This window comes from Amycolatopsis sp. NPDC043889, from assembly GCF_056435645.1.
In genome coordinates this window covers 88,811-109,099 of the sequence record NZ_JBWKEC010000027.1, presented here as the reverse complement: position 1 = coordinate 109,099, position 20,289 = coordinate 88,811, and the positions used below count along the sequence as shown (strand labels likewise).

The window sequence follows — 20,289 nt, the reverse complement described above, 5'->3', positions numbered from 1 at the left end:
GGGGCACCCCTTCTCCCAGAAAGGGCTCTTTCCGGGGTGGGGGGGGAGGGGGGGGGGGGGGGGGGGGGGGTTGGGGGGGGGGGGGGGGGGGGGGGGGTTGGGGGGGGAAAACAAAAAACCCCCCCCACGACCACCCCGGCCGATGCTTCCCTCTACACAAAAGAACCCGCAGGCCAGGCGCCTGCGGGTTCGGATGTGAAGCTGTGGAGCGGGTGACGGGAATCGAACCCGCGTAGCTAGTTTGGAAGACTAGGGCTCTACCATTGAGCTACACCCGCGTGCCCCCGGAGTACCGGGTGCGAAAACAGCTTAGCGTGACCCGCTAGGCTGTGCGCACACCCCCCGGGAGATCGGGGAAGTCACGGGATGTGGCGCAGCTTGGTAGCGCATCCGCTTTGGGAGCGGAGGGTCGCAGGTTCAAATCCTGTCATCCCGACCAGATGGGGCCGGACCTGCGGGTTCGGCCCTTTCGGATACCGCCGCTCGGCGACGTCGGAACGCTCAGTCCCACCACAGCACGATTGCCAGTCGACGGCGGGCGGCTTCCTCGTAGAAGTCGCGTAGGACGGTGTGTTCCCGAGTCAGTTGTCCGGCCAGATCACCGCCCATACCCAGCGCGCTCTTGCCCAGCTCGGCCTCGATCCGGTCCGGGTCCGACGGCACGACGGCGCGGACCGCATCGGGTGTCACGGCACGCAACGCTTCGGCGACCTCGCCGACCTGCGGTGGCTCCAACGCGGTCACCGGGTGTTCCCAGATCGTGTGGGGATGATCCCGGTAGGCCGAATTGACTTCTTCCTCACCGTTGAAACAACGCCGCAGCCGTGCCAAGGTCCGGCCATCGGCTCCGGTCAGCGCCCAAGCCCGTTCCAGGGTGGCAGGCCACCAATCCATAAGGAGCAGAGCTCGTGCAGCGCGTCGACCGACCGACGACATGCGGCGAGTCGCGTGGCCGGGATGTGCCAAGATCGTCGGCGGCGCCGGCTCAGCCCTGGGAGGGCCGCAAGCGCAGGAAGCTCCGGACGTCGTCGAAACCGTCCATCGCCCGCCCGTCCACGTCGGCCGGGTCCGCTTCCTCGCGGACGGCCAGGGATTCGGCGAGTTTCGCCGCCTCGTCGCCGAGCCGCCCGAAGCGCCGAGCGGTATGCCCCAAGCACAACCCTGCGAGCCCGAGCAAAGGGCCGCCCGGCTCGGCCCGTGTCCCCACCTCGGCACACCAAGGCTCGACGAACGCGTAGTCGTCGTCATTCAACGCGGTCCCGACCAAGGTCTCCGCCGCCTCGCCTTCGAACGATCTGTCCCGCAGGGCACGCTCCAGCGTCTCGACGACCGCGGCGTGGGGCAACGCGGGCGGGTTCTCGAAGCTCCGATGCGGCCGTCGCAAATCCGGGCAGGATGAGGATCATGGAAATCCGCCACGCCCTCAGCACCGACGCCCCCGCCGTGACCGCCCTCCTCACCGAGCTGGGCTACCCGGACAACGACGTGGAGGACGTGCGCGGCCGGCTCGAACGCTGGGCCCGGCATCCCGAAGGTGCCGCGTTCGTCGCCGAGGCGCACGGCAAGGTGGTCGGTGTCGTCGCGGTGGTCGCGATCCCACTTCTGGAGCGGCCGGGTTCCGGCGGGCGGATCGTGGCCTTGGTGGTGGACGAGACCCGGCGAGGCTCGGGTATCGGACGCGAGCTGGTCGCCGCGGCCGAAGCGGAGGCGCTGCGCTTGGGCTGCGACACCATGGAGGTCACCAGCTCCCGCCACCGGACCGCCGCGCACGCCTTCTATCGCGCGCGGGGATACGACGACCATTGTGAGCGCAGCGCCCGGTTCATCCGAAGGTTGACCGCCTGACCACTCCCGGATGCTGAGAGGCCCTAGGCCCACCAGCACCCGCTTGCGAACATCGGCACCGTGACCGGCAGGCGGAGCGCCAGTGCCGGCGCGGTGCCGGACGAAGGGGCGATCGCGCGCAGCACCATCGCGCCGCGCGAACCAGTGGCACACCGACGTCACCTTCGTGCTCGACCCGCCGAAGGCCAGCACGCTGCGCAGCCTGGTCGTCCCTCCTGCGAGGGGGCGCCATCGATGAGTGAAACGCTGATCGCCAACTCGGCCGCCGCCTACCGCGACCTGCCCGAACCGCTCCGGGCGTTCGCGGACACGCTGCGCGCCGAGCACACCGACGACTACGACTGCGCGAAGGCGCCGGAGACCCTCGACGAGGCGGAGCAGGAACGCCGCAAGGTGTTCGTGTCGCGGAAGTTCCGCACGGTCCACCCGGTGGTGCGGGTGCATCCGGTGACCGGCGAGCGCGGGGCTGTCCAAGGGTGAGTCGCGGGACATCCTGCGGCTGCTGCAGTCCTACGCATCGACGGGCTGCCGAGCGAATCCCTCGAAGGCGACGCTTCGCACTACTCCCCCGCCGCCTGACGGCGCGCATGAGGTAAGACTGGCGTCGTGAAGGACGATCGTCAGGTGGAAGCGCTCCTGCGGGAGCTGGCCCCGCAGGTCATCGGGTTGCTGGTGCGCAAGCACGGGCAGTTCGACGCCTGCGAGGACGCCGTCCAGGAAGCCCTGCTCTCGGCCGCGCAGCAATGGCCGGAGCAGGGTATCCCGGACAGTCCGAAATCCTGGCTCGCGACGGTCGCCTCCCGGCGGCTGGTGGACGAGTGGCGCAGCGAGAGCGCGCGACGGCGGCGCGAGGAGAACAACGCGCTGCTGGACCTCGCCCCGTCCCCTGTGTCCGATTCGGACGACACGCTCACCGTCCTCTTCCTGTGCTGCCACCCTTCCCTGTCCCCGCCGTCGCAACTGGCGCTCACCCTGCGCGCCGTCGGCGGCCTGACCACGGGCGAGATCGCGAACGCTTTCCTCGTCCCGGAATCGACGCTGGCCCAGCGGATCAGCCGGGCGAAACAGACCATCAAGAAGGCGGGCGCCGAGTTCGTCCTGCCGCCCGCCGGAGAACTGGCCGAACGGCTCCGAGTCGTCCTCCAGGTCCTGTACCTGATCTTCAACGAGGGCTACACGACCAGCGGCGGCCCCGACCTGCACCGCGCGGACCTGACCGCCGAAGCGATCCGGCTGACCCGGCTGCTCCGGCGGCTCATGCCGGACGAGGACGAGGTCACCGGCCTGCTCGCGCTCATGCTGCTGACCGACGCCCGCCGCGGCGCCCGCGCCGGTGAGGACGGCTCGCTCGTTTCCCTCGCCGAGCAGGACCGTTCGCGCTGGAACGCGGAAATGATCGCCGAAGGTGTGTCGCTGGTGAGCGAGGCCCTGGAGGCGGGCCCGGTCGGGCCGTACCAGGTGCAGGCCGCGATCGCCGCCGTCCACGACGAGGCGCCCACCGCGGCGGACACGGACTGGTCGCAGATCCTCGCGCTCTACGACGTGCTCGAGAAGGTCTCGCCCGGCCCGGTCGTCACGCTCAACCGCGCCGTCGCGGTCGCCGAGGTCAACGGGCCGGGAGCGGGCCTCGAACTGCTGGCCACGCTCGACGACGACAGCCGGATGAGCCAGACCCACCGGCTCGATTCCGTGCGAGGACATCTGCTGGAACTGGCCGGGGACACCGGCGCCGCGCGCGAGGCCTACCTCCGGGCCGCCGGCAAGACCGCGAGCGAACCGGAGAAGCAGTACCTGACGCGGCGCGCGGAGCGGCTCGGCTAGGCCGTGTCCTTGCGGGCCGTGGCCATGGCACGCTCGGTTTCCCAGAACGCGCGCATCGACACGATCAGCCCGTCTTCGCGCACCCGGTAGACGAACACGCCGTCGGTGTCCACGCGGTAGCCGCCGGGCAAGTACGTCGTGATCGTGCCGACGTTCGCGACCTCGTCACCGGCCGCGTGCGAATCGCGGATGGTGAACCGGAAGCGTTCGACGTTCGCGATCGTCTTGTCCCAGAAGGCACTGATCCCGTCCTGCCCGTGATGCCCTTTGCCCTCCTCGTCGAACATCGACGGGCCGACCGGGTCCTCGACGACGGCGTCTCCGGCGAAGAGCGCGAGCCAGGCGGCCTTGTCCCCGGCGGTGACGGCGGTCATCGAGCGGAACGCGGCCTGGCGCGCGGGCGGCTGCGCGGCGGACGGATCCCAGCAGACGTCGACACCCATGGTTCAGTCTCCGATCTTCGCGATGATCTCGTCGCCGAACTTCTTGATGGAATCCAGCTTGGGGCCGACTTCGGCGTCGAAACCGAGGCCGTCGAACACCCACGGCATGGTGATGATGTCGGTGACGCCGATGTCGCCCTGCTCGCGGTAGCCGTCGAGACCGAACTTGTCGATGCAGACGGCCTGGTACTCGAAGGGATCGTCGGCGCGGCCCTGGTCGGCCAGCAGCCCGCGCAGTTTGGCGATCGTGTCGCGGAGGTCGTCGAACTTCATCATCGCCGACGACCAGCCGTCGGCGACGCGCGCGGCCCGGCGCAGCGCCACGTCGGTGTGCCCGCCGATGTAGAACGGCACCCGCGACGGCGGCGTCGGGCTCATCCGGAGCTTGTCGAAGTCGAAGAACTCGCCGTGGAATTCGACCATCCCGCCGTCGAGGATCAGGCGCAGCACCTCGATGGCCTCGTCCACGCGTTTGCCGCGTTTTTCGTACGGCGCGCCGCACCAGCGGAATTCCTCCGGCGACCAGCCGACGCCGAGACCGAGCCCGAAGCGGCCGCCCGTCAGCGCCGCGACCGAGTTGACCTGACGCGCGAGCAGGACCGGGTTGCGGGAGCCGAGTTTGAGCACGGAGGTGTAGAAGGTGAGCCGTTCGGTGACCGCGCCCATCGACGCGGCCGCGATCAGCGGATCGGCCCAGGGCGTCTCCTCGGTCCAGAAGCGGCTGCCGTCGGGCGTGTACGGATAGTCGGCCGAGACCGTTTCGGAATAGAACAGGGAATCCGGGAGCGCGATCGAGGAGAAACCCGCCTCTTCGGCCGCACGGGCGAGCTCGCCCAGCTGATCGAGCGGGTTCATCGCGATCGACAGGGTGAACTTCATGGAGCCGAACTATAACGTGTTCTAGTTTCTCCCGCCAGTGCGCGCGGGAACCACCGGCGGGCTCTCGGCGTTGATCCGGGCAAAGGCCGAACGATTCCTGGAGTGAACCCATGGGCACCGCGATCTTCCTGATCGTGCTCCTCGTCGTCGTGGTCGGCGGCGGCATCTACTTCGCGAAATCCCAGGCGGCGGCCAAGAAGCGCCAGCTGGACGACGCGAAGGCCGACGCGCGGCGCCTCGTCGAGCGGCTCGGCGGTCAGGTCATGAACCTCACCGGCACGGACACCGCCTCCCAGCAGGCGATGGCGGACGCGTCCGAACGCTTCACCGCGGCAGGCTCCCAGATGGAGCAGGCGCAGACCATCGAACAGGCCCGTCTGGTGCGCGAGACCGCCATCGAAGGGCTCTACTACGTCCGCGCGGCCCGCCTCGCGATGGGCATGGACCCCGGTCCGGAACTGCCCGGCAGCGAAGAGCGCGACCGGGCGGGCAAGGTCACCGAGTACCGCTCGGTCGACGTCGAGGGCGAGCACTACGAGGCTTCGCCGGACCCGAGCCAGCGGACGCCGCACTACTACCCCGGTGGCCGCGTGGCCGGCCGTCCGGTGCCGCAGGGCTGGTACAGCGAGCCGTGGTGGAAGCCCGCGCTCGTCGCCGGTGCCTGGGGGCTCGGTTCGATGCTGCTGTTCAGCGCGATGTTCTCCGGGATGGCGGGGATCGCGAGCGCGTCGGCCTGGGAATCGGGCTATGACGCGGGCCAGGAGGACGCGGCCGCGGACGCGGGCGGCGACGCCGGAGGCGACATGGGCGGGGACGCCGGTGGATTCGACGGCGGCGGCTTCGATGGCGGCGGTTTCGACGGCGGCGGGTTCGACTTCTAGCCCGCTGCTGCCGGGTCCGTGAAGGCCCCCTTCCCTACTCTCAAGGTAGGGAAGGAGGCCTTCACGGCTTATGTCGATCCGCCCGGCCAACGTCGCGGTGTCAGGCCACTGTGGCACGTTGCGAAAGTGGCTTTCGCAAACTTTGGCGAGCGTGGCCGTCGGTCAGGTAGGGGTCGGTGCCGACGTCAGGCGGGCTGGCACGTCGGGCACCAGAAGAGGTTCCGCGCCGCCAGATCGCTCCGCAGCACCGCCGTCCCGCACACGAGACAAGGCATCCCTTCGCGCCGGTAGACGTAGACCTCGCCCCCGTGCCGGTCCTGCCGCGGCGCGCGGCCCGTGGCCTCGGGCAGGTGCTCCGGCGCGACCGTGTCGATCCGTCCCACCCGGACACCGTGCCGCATGAGCGTCACGAGATCCGCCCACATGTCGTCCCACAGCCCGCGATCGAGCGCGCGGCCGGGGACGAGCGGGGCGACACCGTGCCGGAACAGCACTTCGGCGCGATACACGTTGCCGACGCCCGCCAGCACCGACTGGTCCATCAGCAGTGCCGCGATCGACGTCTTCGACCGCGAAATCCGCTCCCACGCCTTCTCCGGCTTCGCGTCCCGGCGCAGCGGATCCGGGCCCAGCCGCGCCTTGATCGCGTCGACTTGGGGCCGGTCCATCAATTCGCACTGGTTCGGGCCGCGCAGGTCGGCCGAATGCGTCGGGCCGACCAGCCGCATCCGCACCTGTCCGACGGGCTCGGAAACGGGCAGCGGCACGTCGGAAAACGTGCCGTAGAGGCCGAGGTGGACATGCACCGTCCCGTGTGGACCGTAGTCGTGGAACAGGTGCTTTCCGTACGCCTCGGCCTTCACCAGCACCCGGCCGTCCAAACGGGACGCTTCGGCGGCGAAGCGTCCTTGCGGACTGCTCACCTCGATCGGGTGCCCGGCGAAACGGCGTTTGTGCAGACGTGCCAAGCGATGGAGCGTGTGCCCCTCGGGCATGTCAGTGCTCGGGCAGCGGCGGCGGCCAGCCGGTGTTCTCGTAGTCCAGGATCTGCTGGACGCGGCGGCCGTGGCGCTCGTCCGGGCTCGGCGGGGTCGCGAGGAACGCCTCGACGATCTCCGTGGCCTCTTCGGTGGTGTGCATCCGCGCGCCGACGCCGATCAGCTGGGCGTGGTTGTGCTCGCGGGTGAGCTTCGCGGTCTCGACGCTCCACGCGAGGCCGGCGCGAGCGCCCTTCACCTTGTTGGCCGCGATCTGCTCGCCGTTGCCGGAGCCGCCGACGACGATTCCGAGGCTGCCCTCGTCCGCGACGACACGACGGGCCGCCTCGATGCAGAAGGCGGGGTAGTCGTCGGCCGCGTCGTAGACGAAGGGACCGACGTCCTCGACGTCGTGGCCCTGCTCCTTGAGGTGGGCCACGAGGTGGTTCTTCAGTTCGAAACCGGCATGGTCAGAGCCAAGGTAAACACGCACAGCGCGGAGTCTGCCATCACGTTCCGGGGCGAGCATGCTGTGGGGGTGGACATCAGACTCGAATGGGGAAGCGAGGGCGTCACCGCCCTGGGCGCGGACTGTGCCGTTCTCGTCATCGTCGACGTGCTTTCCTTCTGCACCACAACGGATCTCGTGCTCGGCAACGGCGGCCGCGTGCTGCCGGTCCGCTGGCGCGACCAGCGCGGTGAGAAGGCCGCGAAAGCGCGAGGCGCCATCCTCGCGGGTGAAGAACACTGGACCTTACGACCTTCGTCTGTGACGGAAATCCCTTCCGGCACCCTCCTGGCGCTCCCCTCGCCCAACGGCGCCACGCTGTGCGACACCGCCGCCACGACCGGTGCCGTCGTCCTGGCGGGATGCCTGCGCAACGCGGCCGCCGTCGCCGCCCGCGCGGCGGAGCTGGCGAACGGTCGGCCGATCGGCGTCGTCCCGGCCGGGGAACGCTGGGGCATCGACATCCGCACCGAAACCAAGACGTTCGGGCCGCTGAGGCCGTGCGTCGAGGACCAGCTCGGCGCGGGAGCGATCGTCTCGGCGCTGGACGGCTACGGCCGGCTGTCCGCCGAAGCCCGTCTCGCCGCCATCGCGGCAGAAGCGATCGACATCGCCGAAGTACTGACAGAGTGTTCTTCAGGACGCGAGCTCGCCGCGGCCGGGCACGCGAACGACGTGCGGCTCGCCGCGATACTCGATAGCAGCGGCACGGTTCCTGTGCTGCGCAACGGAATTCTGGAGGATTCGTGACTTGGCTCGAACTCGCGGACGGCGTGTACGCCCGCCGTTACGAGGAGCTGGACCTGACCGTCGGCCTCGTCGTGGGCAGTGAGCGCTGCCTGGTCGTCGACGTCCGCGGCGACGTCGACCAGGGCGCCGAACTGGCCGCGGCGGTACGGGAGATCACGCCGCTGCCGTGGTCGGTCGTCTACACCCACGCGCATTTCGATCACGCCTTCGGCACGACGGCGTTCCTGCCGTGCGACGTCTGGGCGCACGAAGGGTGCCTGACGGAGCTGGCCACCTACGGCGACGGCGCGCGACGCAAGTGGATCCAGCACTACCTCGGCGAAAACCGGCCTGAGATGGCGGAGGCGCTGGAGCGCACCGAGATCACCCTGCCGGACAAGCCCGTCACCGACAGCGCCGAGATCGACCTCGGCGGCCGCGCCGCCGTGCTGCGGTTCCTCGGCCGGGCGCACACCGATCACGACCTGTTCGTGCACGTGCCGGACGCGGGAGTCGTCTACGCGGGCGACGCCGTCGAGAACGCCGAAGCAGGCTTCAGCGCGTTCTCGTTCAACGACGGCAGTTTCCTGGCCGAATGGCCCGGCGTGATGGACGCGATCCTCGCGCTGGAGCCGAAGATCATCGTGGCCGGGCACGGGGACCCCGTCGATACCGCGTTCATCGAGAAGCACCGCGACGGGCTGCGCGAACTTGTCGCGCTCAAGAACCGGATCGCGGCGGGAGACCTCACGACGGACGAAGCCGTCGCGAGGTCCTCCTACCCCGGCGATGTCACCAAGGCCGCCCTGGAAACGCCTTAGTCGAAGTTCAGCTCACCGGACCGGGTGCGCTTCAGCTCGAAGAAGTCCGGGTAGCTCGCCAGCGCGCGGGCGCCATCGAAGACCTTGACGGCGTCCTCGCCACGCGGGATCGAGCTGAGCACCGGGCCGAAGAAGGCGACCCCGTCGATGTGGATGGTCGGGGTGCCGACGTCCATTCCGACCGGATTCATACCTTCGTAGTGACTCTTCCTCAGCGCTTCGTCGTACTCGGCCGACTCCGCGGCGTCGGCCAGTTCGGCCGGCGCGCCGATGGCTTCGAGGGTCTCCTTGATGACCTTCGGGATGTCCTTGTCGCCCTGGTTGTGGTGGCGCGTGCCGAACTCCGTGTAGAAGTCGCGCAGGGCCTCCTCACCGTTCTTCTGCGCGAGCGCGGTGGCGACGCGGACGGGGCCCCAGCCGCGGTCCAAGAGCTCCTTGTACTGCTCAGGCAGGTCGTCGCGGCCGCTGTTGAGCTCGGACAGGCTCATGATCCGGAACCTCAGGTCGAGGTCGCGGTGCTTCTCCACTTCGAGGATCCAGCGCGAGCTGATCCAGGCGAAGGGACAGATCGGATCGAAGTAGAAGTCGACCTTGGTCTTCTCGGACGGGGCGGTCATCAGGTTCTCCCAGTGCCATCGTCTTGGGGTGGGCCGGTACACACACAGGGTGCTACACAGCGAGCCAACATCGCGGCCGTCGGCGTTGTTCCCGTCGTCAGCACGGGCCTCGACATGATTGGATGCCTGTAGTTGGAAACCAAAACCGATACCGATGACCAGAGGTGCCAGTGCCCGCCCCCAACCTGACCCGAGACCAAGCCAAGCTGCGCGCGGAGCTGCTCGACGTCGAGTCCTACGACATCGAGCTGGATCTGACCGACGGCCGCGGCGGTCCCGGTGAGAAGACCTTCACGTCGAAGACGACGATCAAGTTCGCCAGCGCCAGAAGCGGCGAAGCGTCGTGGGTCGACATCGTCGCCGAGGGGATCGAGTCGGCCGTCCTCAACGGGACGGAACTCGACGTCAGCGGGTACGTCGAGGACAAGGGCGTCGAGCTGCCCGCGCTCGCCGAGTCGAACGAGCTCGTCGTGGACGCGGTCTGCCGGTACATGAACACCGGCGAGGGCCTGCACCGGTTCGTCGACCCGGTCGACGACGGCGTCTACCTCTACACGCAGTTCGAGACCGCGGACGCGAAGCGCATGTTCGCCTGCTTCGACCAGCCCGACCTCAAGTCGGTCTACCGGCTCACCGTGACCGCGCCGAAGGACTGGAAGGTCATTTCGAACGCGCTGGTCGAGTCGGCCGAGGAGACCCCGGAAGGGGCCGTCCGCACCGTGTTCAAGGTGTCCGAGCGGATCTCGACCTACCTGGTCGCGCTGATCGCGGGCCCGTACAGCGAGTGGCGCGACGAATTCACCGACGAGCACCGCACCATCCCGCTGGGCATCTACTGCCGCGCCTCGCTCGCCGAGCACATGGACGCGGACAAGCTCTTCACCGAGACCAAGCAGGGTTTCGCCTTCTACCACGAGAAGTTCGCGACCCCGTACCCATTCTCCAAGTACGACCAGCTGTTCGTGCCGGAGTTCAACGCGGGCGCGATGGAGAACGCCGGCGCGGTCACGTTCCTGGAGGACTACGTCTTCCGCAGCCGCGTCACCCGCTACGCCTACGAGCGCCGCGCCGAGACGCTGCTGCACGAGATGGCGCATATGTGGTTCGGCGACCTGGTCACCATGCGCTGGTGGGACGACCTGTGGCTGAACGAGTCGTTCGCGACCTTCGCGAGTGTGCTGGCCCAGGCCGAGGCCACCGAGTACAAGAACGCGTGGACCAGCTTCGCGAACATCGAGAAGTCGTGGGCGTACCGGCAGGACCAGCTGCCCTCGACGCATCCGATCGCCGCGGACATCGTCGACCTGCACGCGGTCGAGGTGAACTTCGACGGCATCACCTACGCCAAGGGCGCGAGCGTGCTCAAGCAGCTCGTCGCCTACGTCGGGCTCGAGCACTTCCTCGAAGGCCTCAAGGTCTACTTCGGCAAGCACGCCTGGGGCAACGCGACCCTGGCGGACCTGCTGGGCGCGCTGGAAGCGGCCTCGGGCCGCGACCTGTCGTGGTGGAGCGCGCAGTGGCTGGAGACCACCGGTCTCAACTCGCTGAGCCCGCGCTACGAGGTCGGCGCCGACGGCACGTACACCTCGTTCGCCGTCACCCAGACCGGCGCCAAGCCGGGTGCCGGTGAGCTGCGGACACACCGGGTCGCGGTCGGCGTCTACGACGAGGACGAGAACGGCAAGATCGTCCGCAAGTACCGCGTCGAACTCGACGTCGACGGCGAGCGCACCGAGGTACCGGGGCTGATCGGTCTCCCGGCAGGCAAGCTCGTGCTGGTCAACGACGACGACCTGACCTACTGCACGATGCGGCTCGACCCGGCGTCGCTGACCACGCTGATCGACCGCATCGCCGACATCACCGAACCGCTGCCCCGCACGCTGTGCTGGTCGGCGGCGTGGGAGATGACGCGCGAGGCCGAGCTCAAGGCCCGCGACTTCGTCACCCTGGTGCAGCGCGGCGTGCACACCGAGACCGAGGTCGGCGTGGTGCAGCGGCTGCTGCTGCAGGCGCAGACGGCGCTGAACTCGTACGCGAACCCGGCGTGGGCGGCGGACAAGGGCTGGCCGGAGTTCTCCGCGCGGCTGCTGGAGCTGGCGCAAGGCGCCGAGGCCGGTTCGGACCACCAGCTGGCGTTCGTGAACTCGCTCGCCGGATGCGTGCTCGACGACAAGACGCTGGCGATCATCGCGGGCTGGCTCGACGGCACGGCGCCGCTGGAGGGCCTGACCGTCGACACCGACCTGCGCTGGCGCCTGCTGCACGCGCTGGTCGCGCACGGCAAGGCGGAGAACCCCGAGATCGACGCGGAACTCACCAAGGACGACACCGCCGCCGGACGACGTCAGGCGGAGCGCTCGCGGGCGCTGCGGCCGACCGAGGAAGCGAAGGCCGACGCGTGGCAGCGGGCGGTGTACGACGACGAGCTGCCGAACGCGGTCAGCGACTCGCTCATCACCGGCTTCTCCCACCCCGGCCAGAAGCACCTGCTCGGCGGCTACGTGACGCGCTACTTCGAGGTCATCGACGAGGTGTGGCAGCGGCGGTCCAGCGAGCGGGCGCAGCCGACCGTGGTCGGGCTGTACCCGTCGTGGGCCGTCGAGCCGTCGACGGTGGAGGCGTCGGACGAGTGGCTGGCCGGGGAGCACCCGGCGGCGCTGCGCCGTCTCGTGTCGGAAGGCCGGGCCGGGATCGTGCGGGCGCTGGCCGCCCGAGAGTTCGACTCGCAGGCCGGGATCTAGTCCCGTAACGCAATGAAAGGTCCCTTCCTTGCAAATTTTGCAAGGAAGGGACCTTTCATTGCACTTGAGAGCGTCAGTGCTGCGGAGCGCCCGCCTGGTCGCTCAGCATGCGGAGGGCGTTCACGAGGCCGCCGATGAGGTCGCCTTCCTTGAAGGAGGCGACCATGCTGGCCACGGCGAGCTTCGCGCCGCGGTCGGGCAGGCGGTGCCGGGCCTGCGAGCCCGTCACGATCTCGATGACGCGCTGGCCGGGCGACACGGCGACGATCACGCCGTCGGCCGGGTTGTCGGTCGAGCTCAGCAGGCCTTCGGCGGTGGCGCGGGTGTCCTCGCCGAGGTCACCGAGGTACACACTGAAGTCCAGGCCGGTCTCGCGGCTGGCCAGGGTCAGCGCCTCGTCCAGCCGGGCAAGCTGCTGGGTCGTGAATGGGCTGTTCGGACCAGCCGGTTCGTACATCTTGGCGGCGGAAATCCGGCCGCTCGAAGTAACGGCGGCGCCGTAACCGGGCTCTTCGTCAACAGCGGTGGACGAATGGGTCAGTTCACCAGTTGCCACGAGCGCCTCCCGTCACCGAAGCTCCGTCCGCCGCACCCACGGCGGTCGCGCCGCCCGCGTGCGAATGCCTGGCGCCGACACCGTCGGGGTTGGCGCTCCACCACATGGCCGGGTACTCCCACGGCTGCCCCGGCCGGTACCGGGCGGCGCCCGCGCCCTTCGACCGCAGCGTGGCCACCCCGCAAAGCGCGTAGATGACCAAGGGGATCACCGCGAAGACCAGGATCGTCTCGACAAGGTTCACGCGCGTGAGCGTATCCGATGGCGCGAGGCCGCACCCGCTCGCACGGGTATGGGCCGCGGCACCTACCGCTCGTCGTCCGGAGGGGGCCGTCCGCCGCTTGCCGCGAAAGCGCTCCCACGTTGGGGCGAAGCCCGCAAGGCCGAAAGGTTGCAACTCAACGTACGGGCGGCCGCACCCGGCGCTGTCGTCTTGTCGCGGCCTTGAAATCCTCGTAGCTTTTTCACCTGTACGGGCCTTGCGCCCAGCTCCCCCACCCCAGCAGGTAACGCACCGGTCGCAGGAGGATATGTCATGCAGAGCACCCAGACACCCGGCCAGGCGATCATCGACGACATTTCGTCACTCTTCGAAATTGAATTCGTCCCCGGTACGCGTGTGACGGCGGGCACACGGGTTACGCGCGGTACTCGTGTCACTCGCGGTACGCGGGTCACCGCCGGAACCCGGGTCACCCGCGGCACCCGCGTCACCCGAGGCACTCGCGTCACCGCCGGAACCCGGGTCACCCGCGGCACCCGGGTCACCCGCGTGACCGCCGGAACGCGCGTCACCTGCGGCACGCGTGTCACTCGCGGCACCCGGGTCACCCGTGGCACCCGCGTCACCTGCCAGAGCGACTTCTCGCTCGCCGCCTGAGATCGAGCACGACCGGCTAAGCAGGGGACGGCGCACTCGTAACGAGCTTCACCACGGCATCATCGGCCCGCCCCGGCCGCCGCGAGGCAGCCGGGGCGCCGACGTGTTCACAATGCGATCAGGCCGCGGTTCCCAGGTACGGCCGCCACAACGGGTCGGCCTCCTTCGAATGCGCGAGCAGCCGCCAGTGCGGCCCGTGCGGGGCCCTCGGCACGACGCGCAGGCGCCAGCCGATCTCGGAAAGCAGCTTGTCCGCTTTCCGGTGGTTGCACTTGGCACAGCAGGCCACGCAGTTCGTCCAACTGTGGGGGCCACCGCGACTGCGCGGGAGGACGTGGTCGATCGTCTCGGCCCGCCCTCCGCAGTAGGCGCAGCGGTACCGGTCGCGGTGCATCAGCCCGGCCCGGGTCAGCGGCACCTGCGCGCGGTAGGGCACGCGCACGTAGGTGCTCAGCCGGATCACCGAAGGCACGGGCAGCGAAACCGTGGCGGCGTGCAGTTCGAGCCCCGCCGGGTCGCCGTGCACCACCTCGGCCTTGCCGCACATCACGAGGACCACCGCCCGCCGCAACGGCAGCGCCGTGAGCGGTTCGAACGTGGCGTTCAACAGCAATACCCGTCTGCGGCCCCACGAATTCGTGGTGGGTGCCGCCGTGGTCGACGGGTCCCGCCCTCTACGCTGTCCGGGCGGGCGGGCAACACCCCCTGGCCGCGTTCCCGGCCCGCCCGGTGGAGCCCCGTGCGAGGGGGCACCTCCCGGATGGGCGCGCAGCACGACCTCCGGCGCCTGTCCGGCCAAGGCTTGGCTCGGGACGCCGAGGGGGATGGGTTGTCGGTCTGGCACTCGACCACCTCCACCGGTGCAGGCATAGTCGACCACAGATCAGCCCCAAAGTGCACGTGTGTTACTGGACGTGTCACATGCGCGCGACCCGGCGGCCACTTGAAGTTGGGTGCTCCGCCTCCGCCGGGGCCGAGCGGCGTGACCGATCCCCGCCGAGTACGAAAGGACATTTCCTCTCCGTGAACCTGCTGCCCACCGAACCCCCGGCCTGCACGCGCGAGGCCGGCAGCCTGTGCTACCAGGTGTTCCAGGTCACAAAGAACGAATGGCTCTCCGCCTCCGCGGGCTGGCTGCTGACGAAGCCGCTCAGGATCCTGATGATCGTCGCCGTGGCGTTCCTGCTGCGCTACCTGGTGCGACGCCTGATCAACCGCGTGACGCGGATGCCGAGCGGCTCGTCGAAACTGCCCGCCCTGTTGAGACCGCTGCGGGAGAAGGCTCCCGAAGTGCTCGGGTCGGCGGTGATGGAACGGCGCCGTCAGCGCGCCGCCACCATCGGCTCGGTGCTCAAGTCGATGGCGACGTTCCTGATCTACGGCCTCGCGTTCATCCTGGTACTGGGCGAACTGGGCATCGACCTCGCGCCGATCATCGCTTCGGCGGGCATCGTCGGCGTGGCGCTCGGGTTCGGCGCGCAGAACCTGGTCAAGGACTTCCTGTCCGGCATGTTCATGATGATCGAGGACCAGTACGGCGTCGGTGACGTCGTCGACGTCGGTGAGGCGTCCGGCACCGTCGAGGCCGTGGGCCTCCGGATCACCACCTTGCGTGACATCAACGGCACCGTCTGGTACGTCCGCAACGGCGAGGTGCTGCGGGTCGGCAACTCGAGCCAGGGCTTCGCGGTCGCCGTCGTCGACGTCCCGCTCAGCTACTCGGCCGACGTCGAGAAGGCCACCGAGCTGATGGCCGAGAAGGCGAAGACGCTCCTGGAGAGCGAAGGGCTCGCACCGAACGTGCTGGAGCCGCCGGAGATGCTCGGCGTGGAGACCGTCACCCCCGAGAGCATCAAGCTCCGCCTGACGGTGAAAGTCCGGCCGGGCAAGCAGTGGGCCGTGCAGCGCGCACTGCGGGCGCATCTGCTCGCCGCGTTCGACGAAGCAGGCTTCGAGCCACCTCTGGGGCGCTTCATGGCGTCCGGCCCCGCCGGGCAGTAGGACAAGGGCAGAATGGAGCTGTGTCCGTGACCGAACCTGACCCCACCACCTTGTACGAAGCGATCGGCGGCGAACCCGTCTTCACCCGGATCGTCGCTCGGTTCTACGCCGAAGTGGCGGTCGACGAGGTGCTTCGCCCGCTGTACCCCGAGGAGGACCTCGGCCCGGCCGAGGAGCGTTTCCGGCTGTTCCTCATGCAGTACTGGGGCGGCCCGCACACCTACTCGGACCAGCGCGGCCACCCTCGGCTGCGGATGCGGCACGCTCCGTTCAAGATCGGCCCGATCGAGCGCGACGCCTGGCTGCGCTGCATCAAGATCGCGGTCGACGAGGAGAACATCGAGGAGCCCTACCGCTCGCAGCTGTGGGCGTACCTGGAGATGGCCGCCAACAGCATGATGAACAGCTTCGTGTGATGGAACGCGACGTGGCTTGGTGGGCCCAGGCGGTGTTCTACCAGGTCTACGTACGCTCGTTCGCCGATTCGGACGGGGACGGCGTCGGTGACCTCGAAGGCATCCGCGGCAAGCTCGGGTACCTGGAGCTGCTCGGGGTCGACGCGCTGTGGCTGGCGCCGTTCTACCGCTCCCCCATGGCCGACCACGGCTACGACATCGCCGATCCGCGCGACGTCGACCCGATGTTCGGCACCCTCGGCGATTTCGACGTCCTGCTGACCGAGGCGCACAAACGCGGCATCAAGGTCACCGTCGACGTCGTCCCCAACCACACCAGCAACACCCACGCCTGGTTCAAATCGGCGATGGCTGCGCCGCCGGGCAGCCCGGAACGGGATCGCTACATCTTCCGCGACGGGCTCGGCCCGCGCGGCGACCAGCCGCCGAACAACTGGGTCAGCGCTTTCGGCGGCCCGGCGTGGACGCGGGTCCCGGACGGCCAGTGGTACCTGCATCTGTTCTCGCCGCAGCAGCCGGACCTGAACTGGACCAACCACGAGGTCGCCGCCGATCTGGAGCGGACCCTGCGGTTCTGGCTGGACCACGGCGTGGACGGCTTCCGCGTCGACGTCGCGCACGGCATGGCGAAACCGCCGGGCCTGCCGGACATGGACCCGCGGGTGAACGCGCTCGGGCCGAGCGAGTACTACGATCCGCGGTTCGACAACGACCGTGTCCACGAGATCCACCAGATGATCCGCAAGGTTCTCGACGAGTACCCGGGCACCATGGCCGTCGGCGAGATCTGGGTGACCGACGAGGAACGTCTCGCGCGCTACCTGCGGCCCGACGAGCTGCACCTGGCGTTCAACTTCCGGCTCGTGCTCACGCATTTCGACGCGGACGCGCTGCGGACGGCCATCGAGCGGTCGCTGGCGGTGCCGAAGTCCGCCGGAGCGCCCGCCACCTGGACGTTGAGCAACCACGACGTCTGGCGGCAGGTCAGCCGGTACGGCGACGGTGAACGCGGCGTCCGGCGCGCGCGGGCGATGGCGCTCGTCGAGCTAGCGCTGCCCGGAGCGGTCTATCTGTACAACGGCGAAGAACTGGGGCTCGGCAACGTCGACCTCCCGCCGGAAGCTCTCGCGGACCCGCGCGCCAAGATCTCCGGCGTCGAGTTCGGCCGGGACGCGTCACGGGTGCCGCTGCCGTGGGAAGGCGACCTGCCGCCCTTCGGGTTCTCGCGCAATCCGCGCACGTGGCTGCCGATGCCCGCTTCGTGGGCGTCGGTGACCGTGGAAGCGCAGCTGGAGGATCCGGCGTCGACGCTGTCGCTGTACCGGCGGGCGATCGAGATCCGTAAGTCGCACAAGGCTTTCCGCGGCGACGACCTCGAATGGTACGGCGCGCCCGCGGGGTGTTTCGCGTTCCGGCGGCGCGGCGGCGGGCTGGTGTGCGCGCTGAACACGTCGGCGAGCCCGATCGCGCTGCCGCCGGGTGAGGTACTGCTGTCGAGCGTTCCGCTGGTGAACGGCAAACTGCCGCCGGACGCGGCCGCCTGGCTCGTCTGAGCCCCCTGCAATGAAAGGCCCCTTCATCGCAAATTTTGCGATGAAGGGGCCTTTCATTGCACGCTAGTGGATCACTTGTTGAAGCCCGGGTGCAGCTTGTACTGCGTCTGGGCGTTGAACTCGTTCTGCCGGACGAGCTTCGCCGGGAAGGTCCGCCAGTCGTTGAGGTCCAGGACGTCCAGCCCCTTCACGATGTCGGACGAGTAGATGTGGCCGTTGTACCAGTACGCCGACCACGTCCCGCCGCCGACGAGCTTCTCGTTCGAGAGCGGGCCACGCTCCCAGAACGCGATCTCCTTCGGGTTCTTCGCGTCGGTGAAGTCCCACACCGAGACGCCGCCCTGGTACCAGGACTGGACCATGATGTCCTTGCCCGGCACCGGGATCAGCGAACCGTTGTGCGCGACGCAGTTCTCGGTCTCGGACTGCAGGCGCGGGATCTTGTAGTAGCTGACGAACTCCAGCTTGCGGTCGTCGCCGCGGCCGGTGATCTGGTAGATGCCGTTGGCGCCGCGGGTGGAGCCGAACTTCTCCAGGCAGGTCGCCATCCCGCCGCCACCGAGCTCGTCGGTGAAGACGATCTTGGTGGCGTCGTTGTTGAAGGTGGCGCTGTGCCAGAACGCGAAGTTCACGTTGTCCTGCACGCGGTTGAGGACACGCGGCTTGAGCCGGTCGGAGATGTCGAGCAGGACGCCGTCACCCATGCAGGCACCGGCCATCAGATCCTTCTCCGGCAGCGCCGTCAGGTCGTGGCAACCGGTGGTCGCGGACCGGCGGGTGCCGTCGGGGTTGGTACCACCGGGGTTGCCGCCGTCGTCCGGGAACAGCACCGGCGTCGCGACCAGCGAGGCCTTCGCCGGGTCCTTCACCGGGACCTTGATGATCGACAGCTTGTCGTGCGGCGGCTGGCAGTCGGGCAGGTTGGCCGCCGGCGCGTACGACGAGACGTAGATGTAGACGTCCTTGCCGCGCTTGTCCGGCACCAGGGTGTTGGTGTGCGAACCGCAGTCGGTCTCGATCGCCGCTACGTACTTCGGCGCCGCGAGGTTCGAGATGTCGAAGATCTTGATGCCCTCCCACGCCGACTTCTCCGAGGCGGGCTTCGAGACGCTGTTGCACGAGTTGTCGCTGCGCGACGAGTCGGTCGACAGGAAGAGCAGGTCCCCGGAGATCGACACGTCGTTCTGCCCGCCGGGGCAGAGGACCTGGCTGACGATCTTCGGGCGGTACGGGTTGCGGACGTCGAAGACGTTGAACCCGTCGTAGGTGCCGACGATCGCGTGCCCCTTGGTGAACGCGATGTCGGTGCCGGTCGAGTCCTTGGTGAACGGTCCCTGCTGCGGGACGTTCGCGATCGACCGGAGATTGGGGCTGTGGACGATCTCGTCCACGCCCGGAATCGCGGTCGCCGACGGTTCGGCGATGACGGCCGGCGCGGCGAGCGCGCTGGAGGCACCGAGGGCGGCGACTGCGGCCGCCGACACGAAGACCCTGGTCAAGCGGCGTTTCAGCCCAGGCTGCAGCACGATATGGCTCTCCTTCCACCCAGCTTTACGCGCACCTTATTCCTTATTTAGGCTCAACAGATACCGACCAACGGAGGAACTCCCGGGATGAGAAATAGTTTGACATCGGCACTGGTCGCCGCTGCTTTCGTAGTCTCGGGCTGCACCGGCGACGAAACTCCGGCGCAACCGGCCCAAAGTGCTCCGGTGATCGTGCCCGGGAAGCCCGGCGAGCAGGCGGGCACCGGCTCCCCCGCCCCGGTGAACCGCGATCAGCCGAACGAGGCCGACGTCGAGTACATGACGATGATGATCCCCCATCACCAGCAGGCGAAGGTGATGACCGATCTGGTGCCGGGAAAGACGGCGAACGAGCAGATCCGGGCGATCGCCGGGCGGATCTCGGTCGCGCAGGACGGCGAGGTCACGATGATGAAGACCTGGTTGTCCGACCGCGGCAAGCCGGTGCCGGGCGAAGGGCACGCGGGCCACGGTGGCGGGCACGATCACGCGCTCATGCCGGGCATGGCGACCGAGGCTCAGCTGGCGGACCTGCGCGCGGCGAACGGGGCGGCGTTCGAAAAACTGTTCCTCGACCTGATGATCGCGCACCACCAGGGCGCGCTGACCATGGCCGAAGCCCAGCTCGGCAAGGGTGTGGAGATCAAGGCGCAGGAGATGGCGCAGGAGGTCATCACCGGCCAGTCCGCCGAGATCGAGCGGATGAAGACCATGCGCGGAAAGCTCTGAACCCTCGCGTTTCGTCCTCTGAACGCGGTAGTTCGTAACGCCAACTACCGCATTCAGAGGACGAAACGCGGGAGTCAGGCGTCGCCGGAGGAGCCCATGTCGAACCCGGAGTCGTCGGAGTCGTCGAGGGTGCCCGAGACGATCCAGGTCGCCAGCGCGGCGGCCTGGACGTAGGGAGCCGCCTTCGCCGCGGCCCGTCCGGCGGATTTGGCACGTCCCCACTTCTCCGGGCGTTCGGCGCGTTCCGGCGCCTCCTCACCCGGCGGGCGCTCGGTCCGCCACGGGGTCTCCTCCGGCCGGACCTCGGCGAGGAAGTCCGCGGTCGGGTCCTCCCCGTCCTTACCGGCGTCCTTATCGCTCATG

At 68.9% G+C, this 20,289-nt stretch carries 24 protein-coding genes and 2 tRNA genes; 13 read left to right on the top strand and 13 right to left on the bottom strand.

Annotation, left to right across the window (positions count from 1 at the left end; genetic code table 11):
• Nucleotides 1-204: 204 nt before the first annotated feature.
• Nucleotides 205-278 (bottom strand) — tRNA-Gly (locus tag AC0685_RS33975).
• Nucleotides 279-362: 84 nt separating this feature from the next.
• Here AC0685_RS33975 and AC0685_RS33970 point away from each other — a divergent pair.
• Nucleotides 363-439: transfer RNA gene (locus AC0685_RS33970), tRNA-Pro, on the top strand.
• 62 nt (nt 440-501) lie between these two features.
• Here AC0685_RS33970 and AC0685_RS33965 read toward each other — a convergent pair.
• Together AC0685_RS33965 and AC0685_RS33960 are read right to left on the bottom strand one after the other, a co-directional pair.
• Nucleotides 502-744 carry a hypothetical protein gene (locus AC0685_RS33965; RefSeq protein ID WP_478229236.1) on the bottom strand — a complete coding sequence of 81 codons (243 nt, stop codon included), beginning with the start codon at nt 742-744 and terminating at the stop codon, nt 502-504.
• 241 nt (nt 745-985) lie between these two features.
• Nucleotides 986-1,384, bottom strand: coding sequence for a hypothetical protein (locus AC0685_RS33960; RefSeq protein ID WP_478229235.1), 399 nt, complete (start codon nt 1,382-1,384; stop codon nt 986-988).
• Nucleotides 1,385-1,404: 20 nt separating this feature from the next.
• Between AC0685_RS33960 and AC0685_RS33955 the strand changes: the two genes are divergently transcribed.
• The 3 genes from AC0685_RS33955 (at nt 1,405) to AC0685_RS33945 (ending at nt 3,666) form a co-directional block, all read left to right on the top strand.
• Nucleotides 1,405-1,845 (top strand): N-acetyltransferase family protein, encoded by a 441-nt coding sequence (locus tag AC0685_RS33955; protein ID WP_478229234.1) that lies wholly within the window; start codon nt 1,405-1,407, stop codon nt 1,843-1,845.
• A 234-nt stretch (nt 1,846-2,079) separates the two neighbouring features.
• Entirely contained in the window at nt 2,080-2,325 is a 246-nt protein-coding gene (locus tag AC0685_RS33950) for a TauD/TfdA family dioxygenase (RefSeq protein WP_478229233.1), read from the top strand.
• Nucleotides 2,326-2,451: 126 nt separating this feature from the next.
• The gene (locus tag AC0685_RS33945) at nt 2,452-3,666 is read left to right on the top strand and encodes an RNA polymerase sigma factor (protein WP_478229232.1); all 1,215 of its coding nucleotides are present in this window, start codon (nt 2,452-2,454) and stop codon (nt 3,664-3,666) included.
• On the opposite strand, the gene AC0685_RS33940 is transcribed toward AC0685_RS33945, so the two are convergent.
• The gene (locus AC0685_RS33940; RefSeq protein ID WP_478229231.1) at nt 3,663-4,109 is read right to left on the bottom strand and encodes a nuclear transport factor 2 family protein; all 447 of its coding nucleotides are present in this window, start codon (nt 4,107-4,109) and stop codon (nt 3,663-3,665) included. The genes AC0685_RS33945 and AC0685_RS33940 overlap by 4 nt on opposite strands.
• A gap of 3 nt (nt 4,110-4,112) precedes the next feature.
• Nucleotides 4,113-4,988 (bottom strand): TIGR03619 family F420-dependent LLM class oxidoreductase, encoded by an 876-nt coding sequence (locus AC0685_RS33935; RefSeq protein WP_192745900.1) that lies wholly within the window; start codon nt 4,986-4,988, stop codon nt 4,113-4,115.
• A 110-nt stretch (nt 4,989-5,098) separates the two neighbouring features.
• Between AC0685_RS33935 and AC0685_RS33930 the strand changes: the two genes are divergently transcribed.
• Nucleotides 5,099-5,869: a hypothetical protein gene (locus AC0685_RS33930; protein ID WP_340687634.1), complete on the top strand. Its 771-nt coding sequence runs from the start codon at nt 5,099-5,101 to the stop codon at nt 5,867-5,869.
• Nucleotides 5,870-6,054: 185 nt separating this feature from the next.
• Here the strand turns inward: AC0685_RS33930 and AC0685_RS33925 are convergent, their stop codons facing one another.
• Nucleotides 6,055-6,864: an Fpg/Nei family DNA glycosylase gene (locus tag AC0685_RS33925; RefSeq protein WP_478229230.1), complete on the bottom strand. Its 810-nt coding sequence runs from the start codon at nt 6,862-6,864 to the stop codon at nt 6,055-6,057.
• A gap of 1 nt (nt 6,865) precedes the next feature.
• The gene (locus AC0685_RS33920; protein ID WP_007034718.1) at nt 6,866-7,339 is read right to left on the bottom strand and encodes a ribose-5-phosphate isomerase; all 474 of its coding nucleotides are present in this window, start codon (nt 7,337-7,339) and stop codon (nt 6,866-6,868) included.
• 45 nt (nt 7,340-7,384) lie between these two features.
• Between AC0685_RS33920 and AC0685_RS33915 the strand changes: the two genes are divergently transcribed.
• Nucleotides 7,385-8,104 (top strand): 2-phosphosulfolactate phosphatase, encoded by a 720-nt coding sequence (locus AC0685_RS33915; RefSeq protein ID WP_478229229.1) that lies wholly within the window; start codon nt 7,385-7,387, stop codon nt 8,102-8,104.
• Nucleotides 8,101-8,904, top strand: coding sequence for an MBL fold metallo-hydrolase (locus AC0685_RS33910; protein ID WP_478229228.1), 804 nt, complete (start codon nt 8,101-8,103; stop codon nt 8,902-8,904). The genes AC0685_RS33915 and AC0685_RS33910 overlap by 4 nt, the downstream gene beginning before the upstream one ends.
• On the opposite strand, the gene AC0685_RS33905 is transcribed toward AC0685_RS33910, so the two are convergent.
• Nucleotides 8,901-9,521, bottom strand: coding sequence for a mycothiol-dependent nitroreductase Rv2466c family protein (locus tag AC0685_RS33905; RefSeq protein ID WP_340687630.1), 621 nt, complete (start codon nt 9,519-9,521; stop codon nt 8,901-8,903). The two genes, AC0685_RS33910 and AC0685_RS33905, sit on opposite strands and share 4 nt — an antisense overlap.
• Nucleotides 9,522-9,691: 170 nt before the next feature.
• Here AC0685_RS33905 and pepN point away from each other — a divergent pair, with 170 nt between their 5' ends.
• Nucleotides 9,692-12,265, top strand: coding sequence for an aminopeptidase N (gene pepN / locus AC0685_RS33900; RefSeq protein WP_478229227.1), 2,574 nt, complete (start codon nt 9,692-9,694; stop codon nt 12,263-12,265).
• Nucleotides 12,266-12,338: 73 nt separating this feature from the next.
• On the opposite strand, the gene AC0685_RS33895 is transcribed toward pepN, so the two are convergent.
• Both AC0685_RS33895 and ctaJ read right to left on the bottom strand, forming a co-directional pair.
• Complete coding sequence (locus AC0685_RS33895; protein WP_478229226.1) at nt 12,339-12,821, bottom strand: DUF5130 family protein; 483 nt, start codon at nt 12,819-12,821, stop codon at nt 12,339-12,341.
• Entirely contained in the window at nt 12,808-13,065 is a 258-nt protein-coding gene (ctaJ, locus tag AC0685_RS33890; RefSeq protein ID WP_340687628.1) for an aa3-type cytochrome oxidase subunit CtaJ, read from the bottom strand. Before ctaJ ends, AC0685_RS33895 begins: the two co-directional genes overlap by 14 nt.
• Nucleotides 13,066-13,356: 291 nt before the next feature.
• Here ctaJ and AC0685_RS33885 point away from each other — a divergent pair, with 291 nt between their 5' ends.
• Nucleotides 13,357-13,701, top strand: coding sequence for a hypothetical protein (locus AC0685_RS33885; protein ID WP_478229225.1), 345 nt, complete (start codon nt 13,357-13,359; stop codon nt 13,699-13,701).
• A gap of 118 nt (nt 13,702-13,819) precedes the next feature.
• Here AC0685_RS33885 and AC0685_RS33880 read toward each other — a convergent pair whose 3' ends face one another.
• Entirely contained in the window at nt 13,820-14,314 is a 495-nt protein-coding gene (locus tag AC0685_RS33880) for an HNH endonuclease (RefSeq protein ID WP_478229224.1), read from the bottom strand.
• A 410-nt stretch (nt 14,315-14,724) separates the two neighbouring features.
• On the opposite strand from AC0685_RS33880, the gene AC0685_RS33875 reads away from it, so the two are divergent.
• The 3 genes from AC0685_RS33875 to AC0685_RS33865 are packed head-to-tail and all read left to right on the top strand — an operon-like array spanning nt 14,725 to nt 17,671.
• Complete coding sequence (locus tag AC0685_RS33875) at nt 14,725-15,702, top strand: mechanosensitive ion channel family protein (protein ID WP_478229223.1); 978 nt, start codon at nt 14,725-14,727, stop codon at nt 15,700-15,702.
• A gap of 20 nt (nt 15,703-15,722) precedes the next feature.
• Complete coding sequence (locus tag AC0685_RS33870) at nt 15,723-16,118, top strand: globin (protein ID WP_125676391.1); 396 nt, start codon at nt 15,723-15,725, stop codon at nt 16,116-16,118.
• Complete coding sequence (locus AC0685_RS33865) at nt 16,118-17,671, top strand: glycoside hydrolase family 13 protein (protein WP_478229222.1); 1,554 nt, start codon at nt 16,118-16,120, stop codon at nt 17,669-17,671. Before AC0685_RS33870 ends, AC0685_RS33865 begins: the two co-directional genes overlap by 1 nt.
• Before the next feature lie 71 nt (nt 17,672-17,742).
• On the opposite strand, the gene AC0685_RS33860 is transcribed toward AC0685_RS33865, so the two are convergent.
• The gene (locus AC0685_RS33860; RefSeq protein WP_478229221.1) at nt 17,743-19,197 is read right to left on the bottom strand and encodes an LVIVD repeat-containing protein; all 1,455 of its coding nucleotides are present in this window, start codon (nt 19,195-19,197) and stop codon (nt 17,743-17,745) included.
• Between the two features lie 87 nt (nt 19,198-19,284).
• On the opposite strand from AC0685_RS33860, the gene AC0685_RS33855 reads away from it, so the two are divergent.
• Nucleotides 19,285-19,926 (top strand): DUF305 domain-containing protein, encoded by a 642-nt coding sequence (locus AC0685_RS33855; protein WP_478229220.1) that lies wholly within the window; start codon nt 19,285-19,287, stop codon nt 19,924-19,926.
• A gap of 74 nt (nt 19,927-20,000) precedes the next feature.
• Here AC0685_RS33855 and AC0685_RS33850 read toward each other — a convergent pair whose 3' ends face one another.
• Entirely contained in the window at nt 20,001-20,288 is a 288-nt protein-coding gene (locus AC0685_RS33850; protein ID WP_478229219.1) for a hypothetical protein, read from the bottom strand.
• Nucleotide 20,289 lies beyond the last annotated feature (1 nt).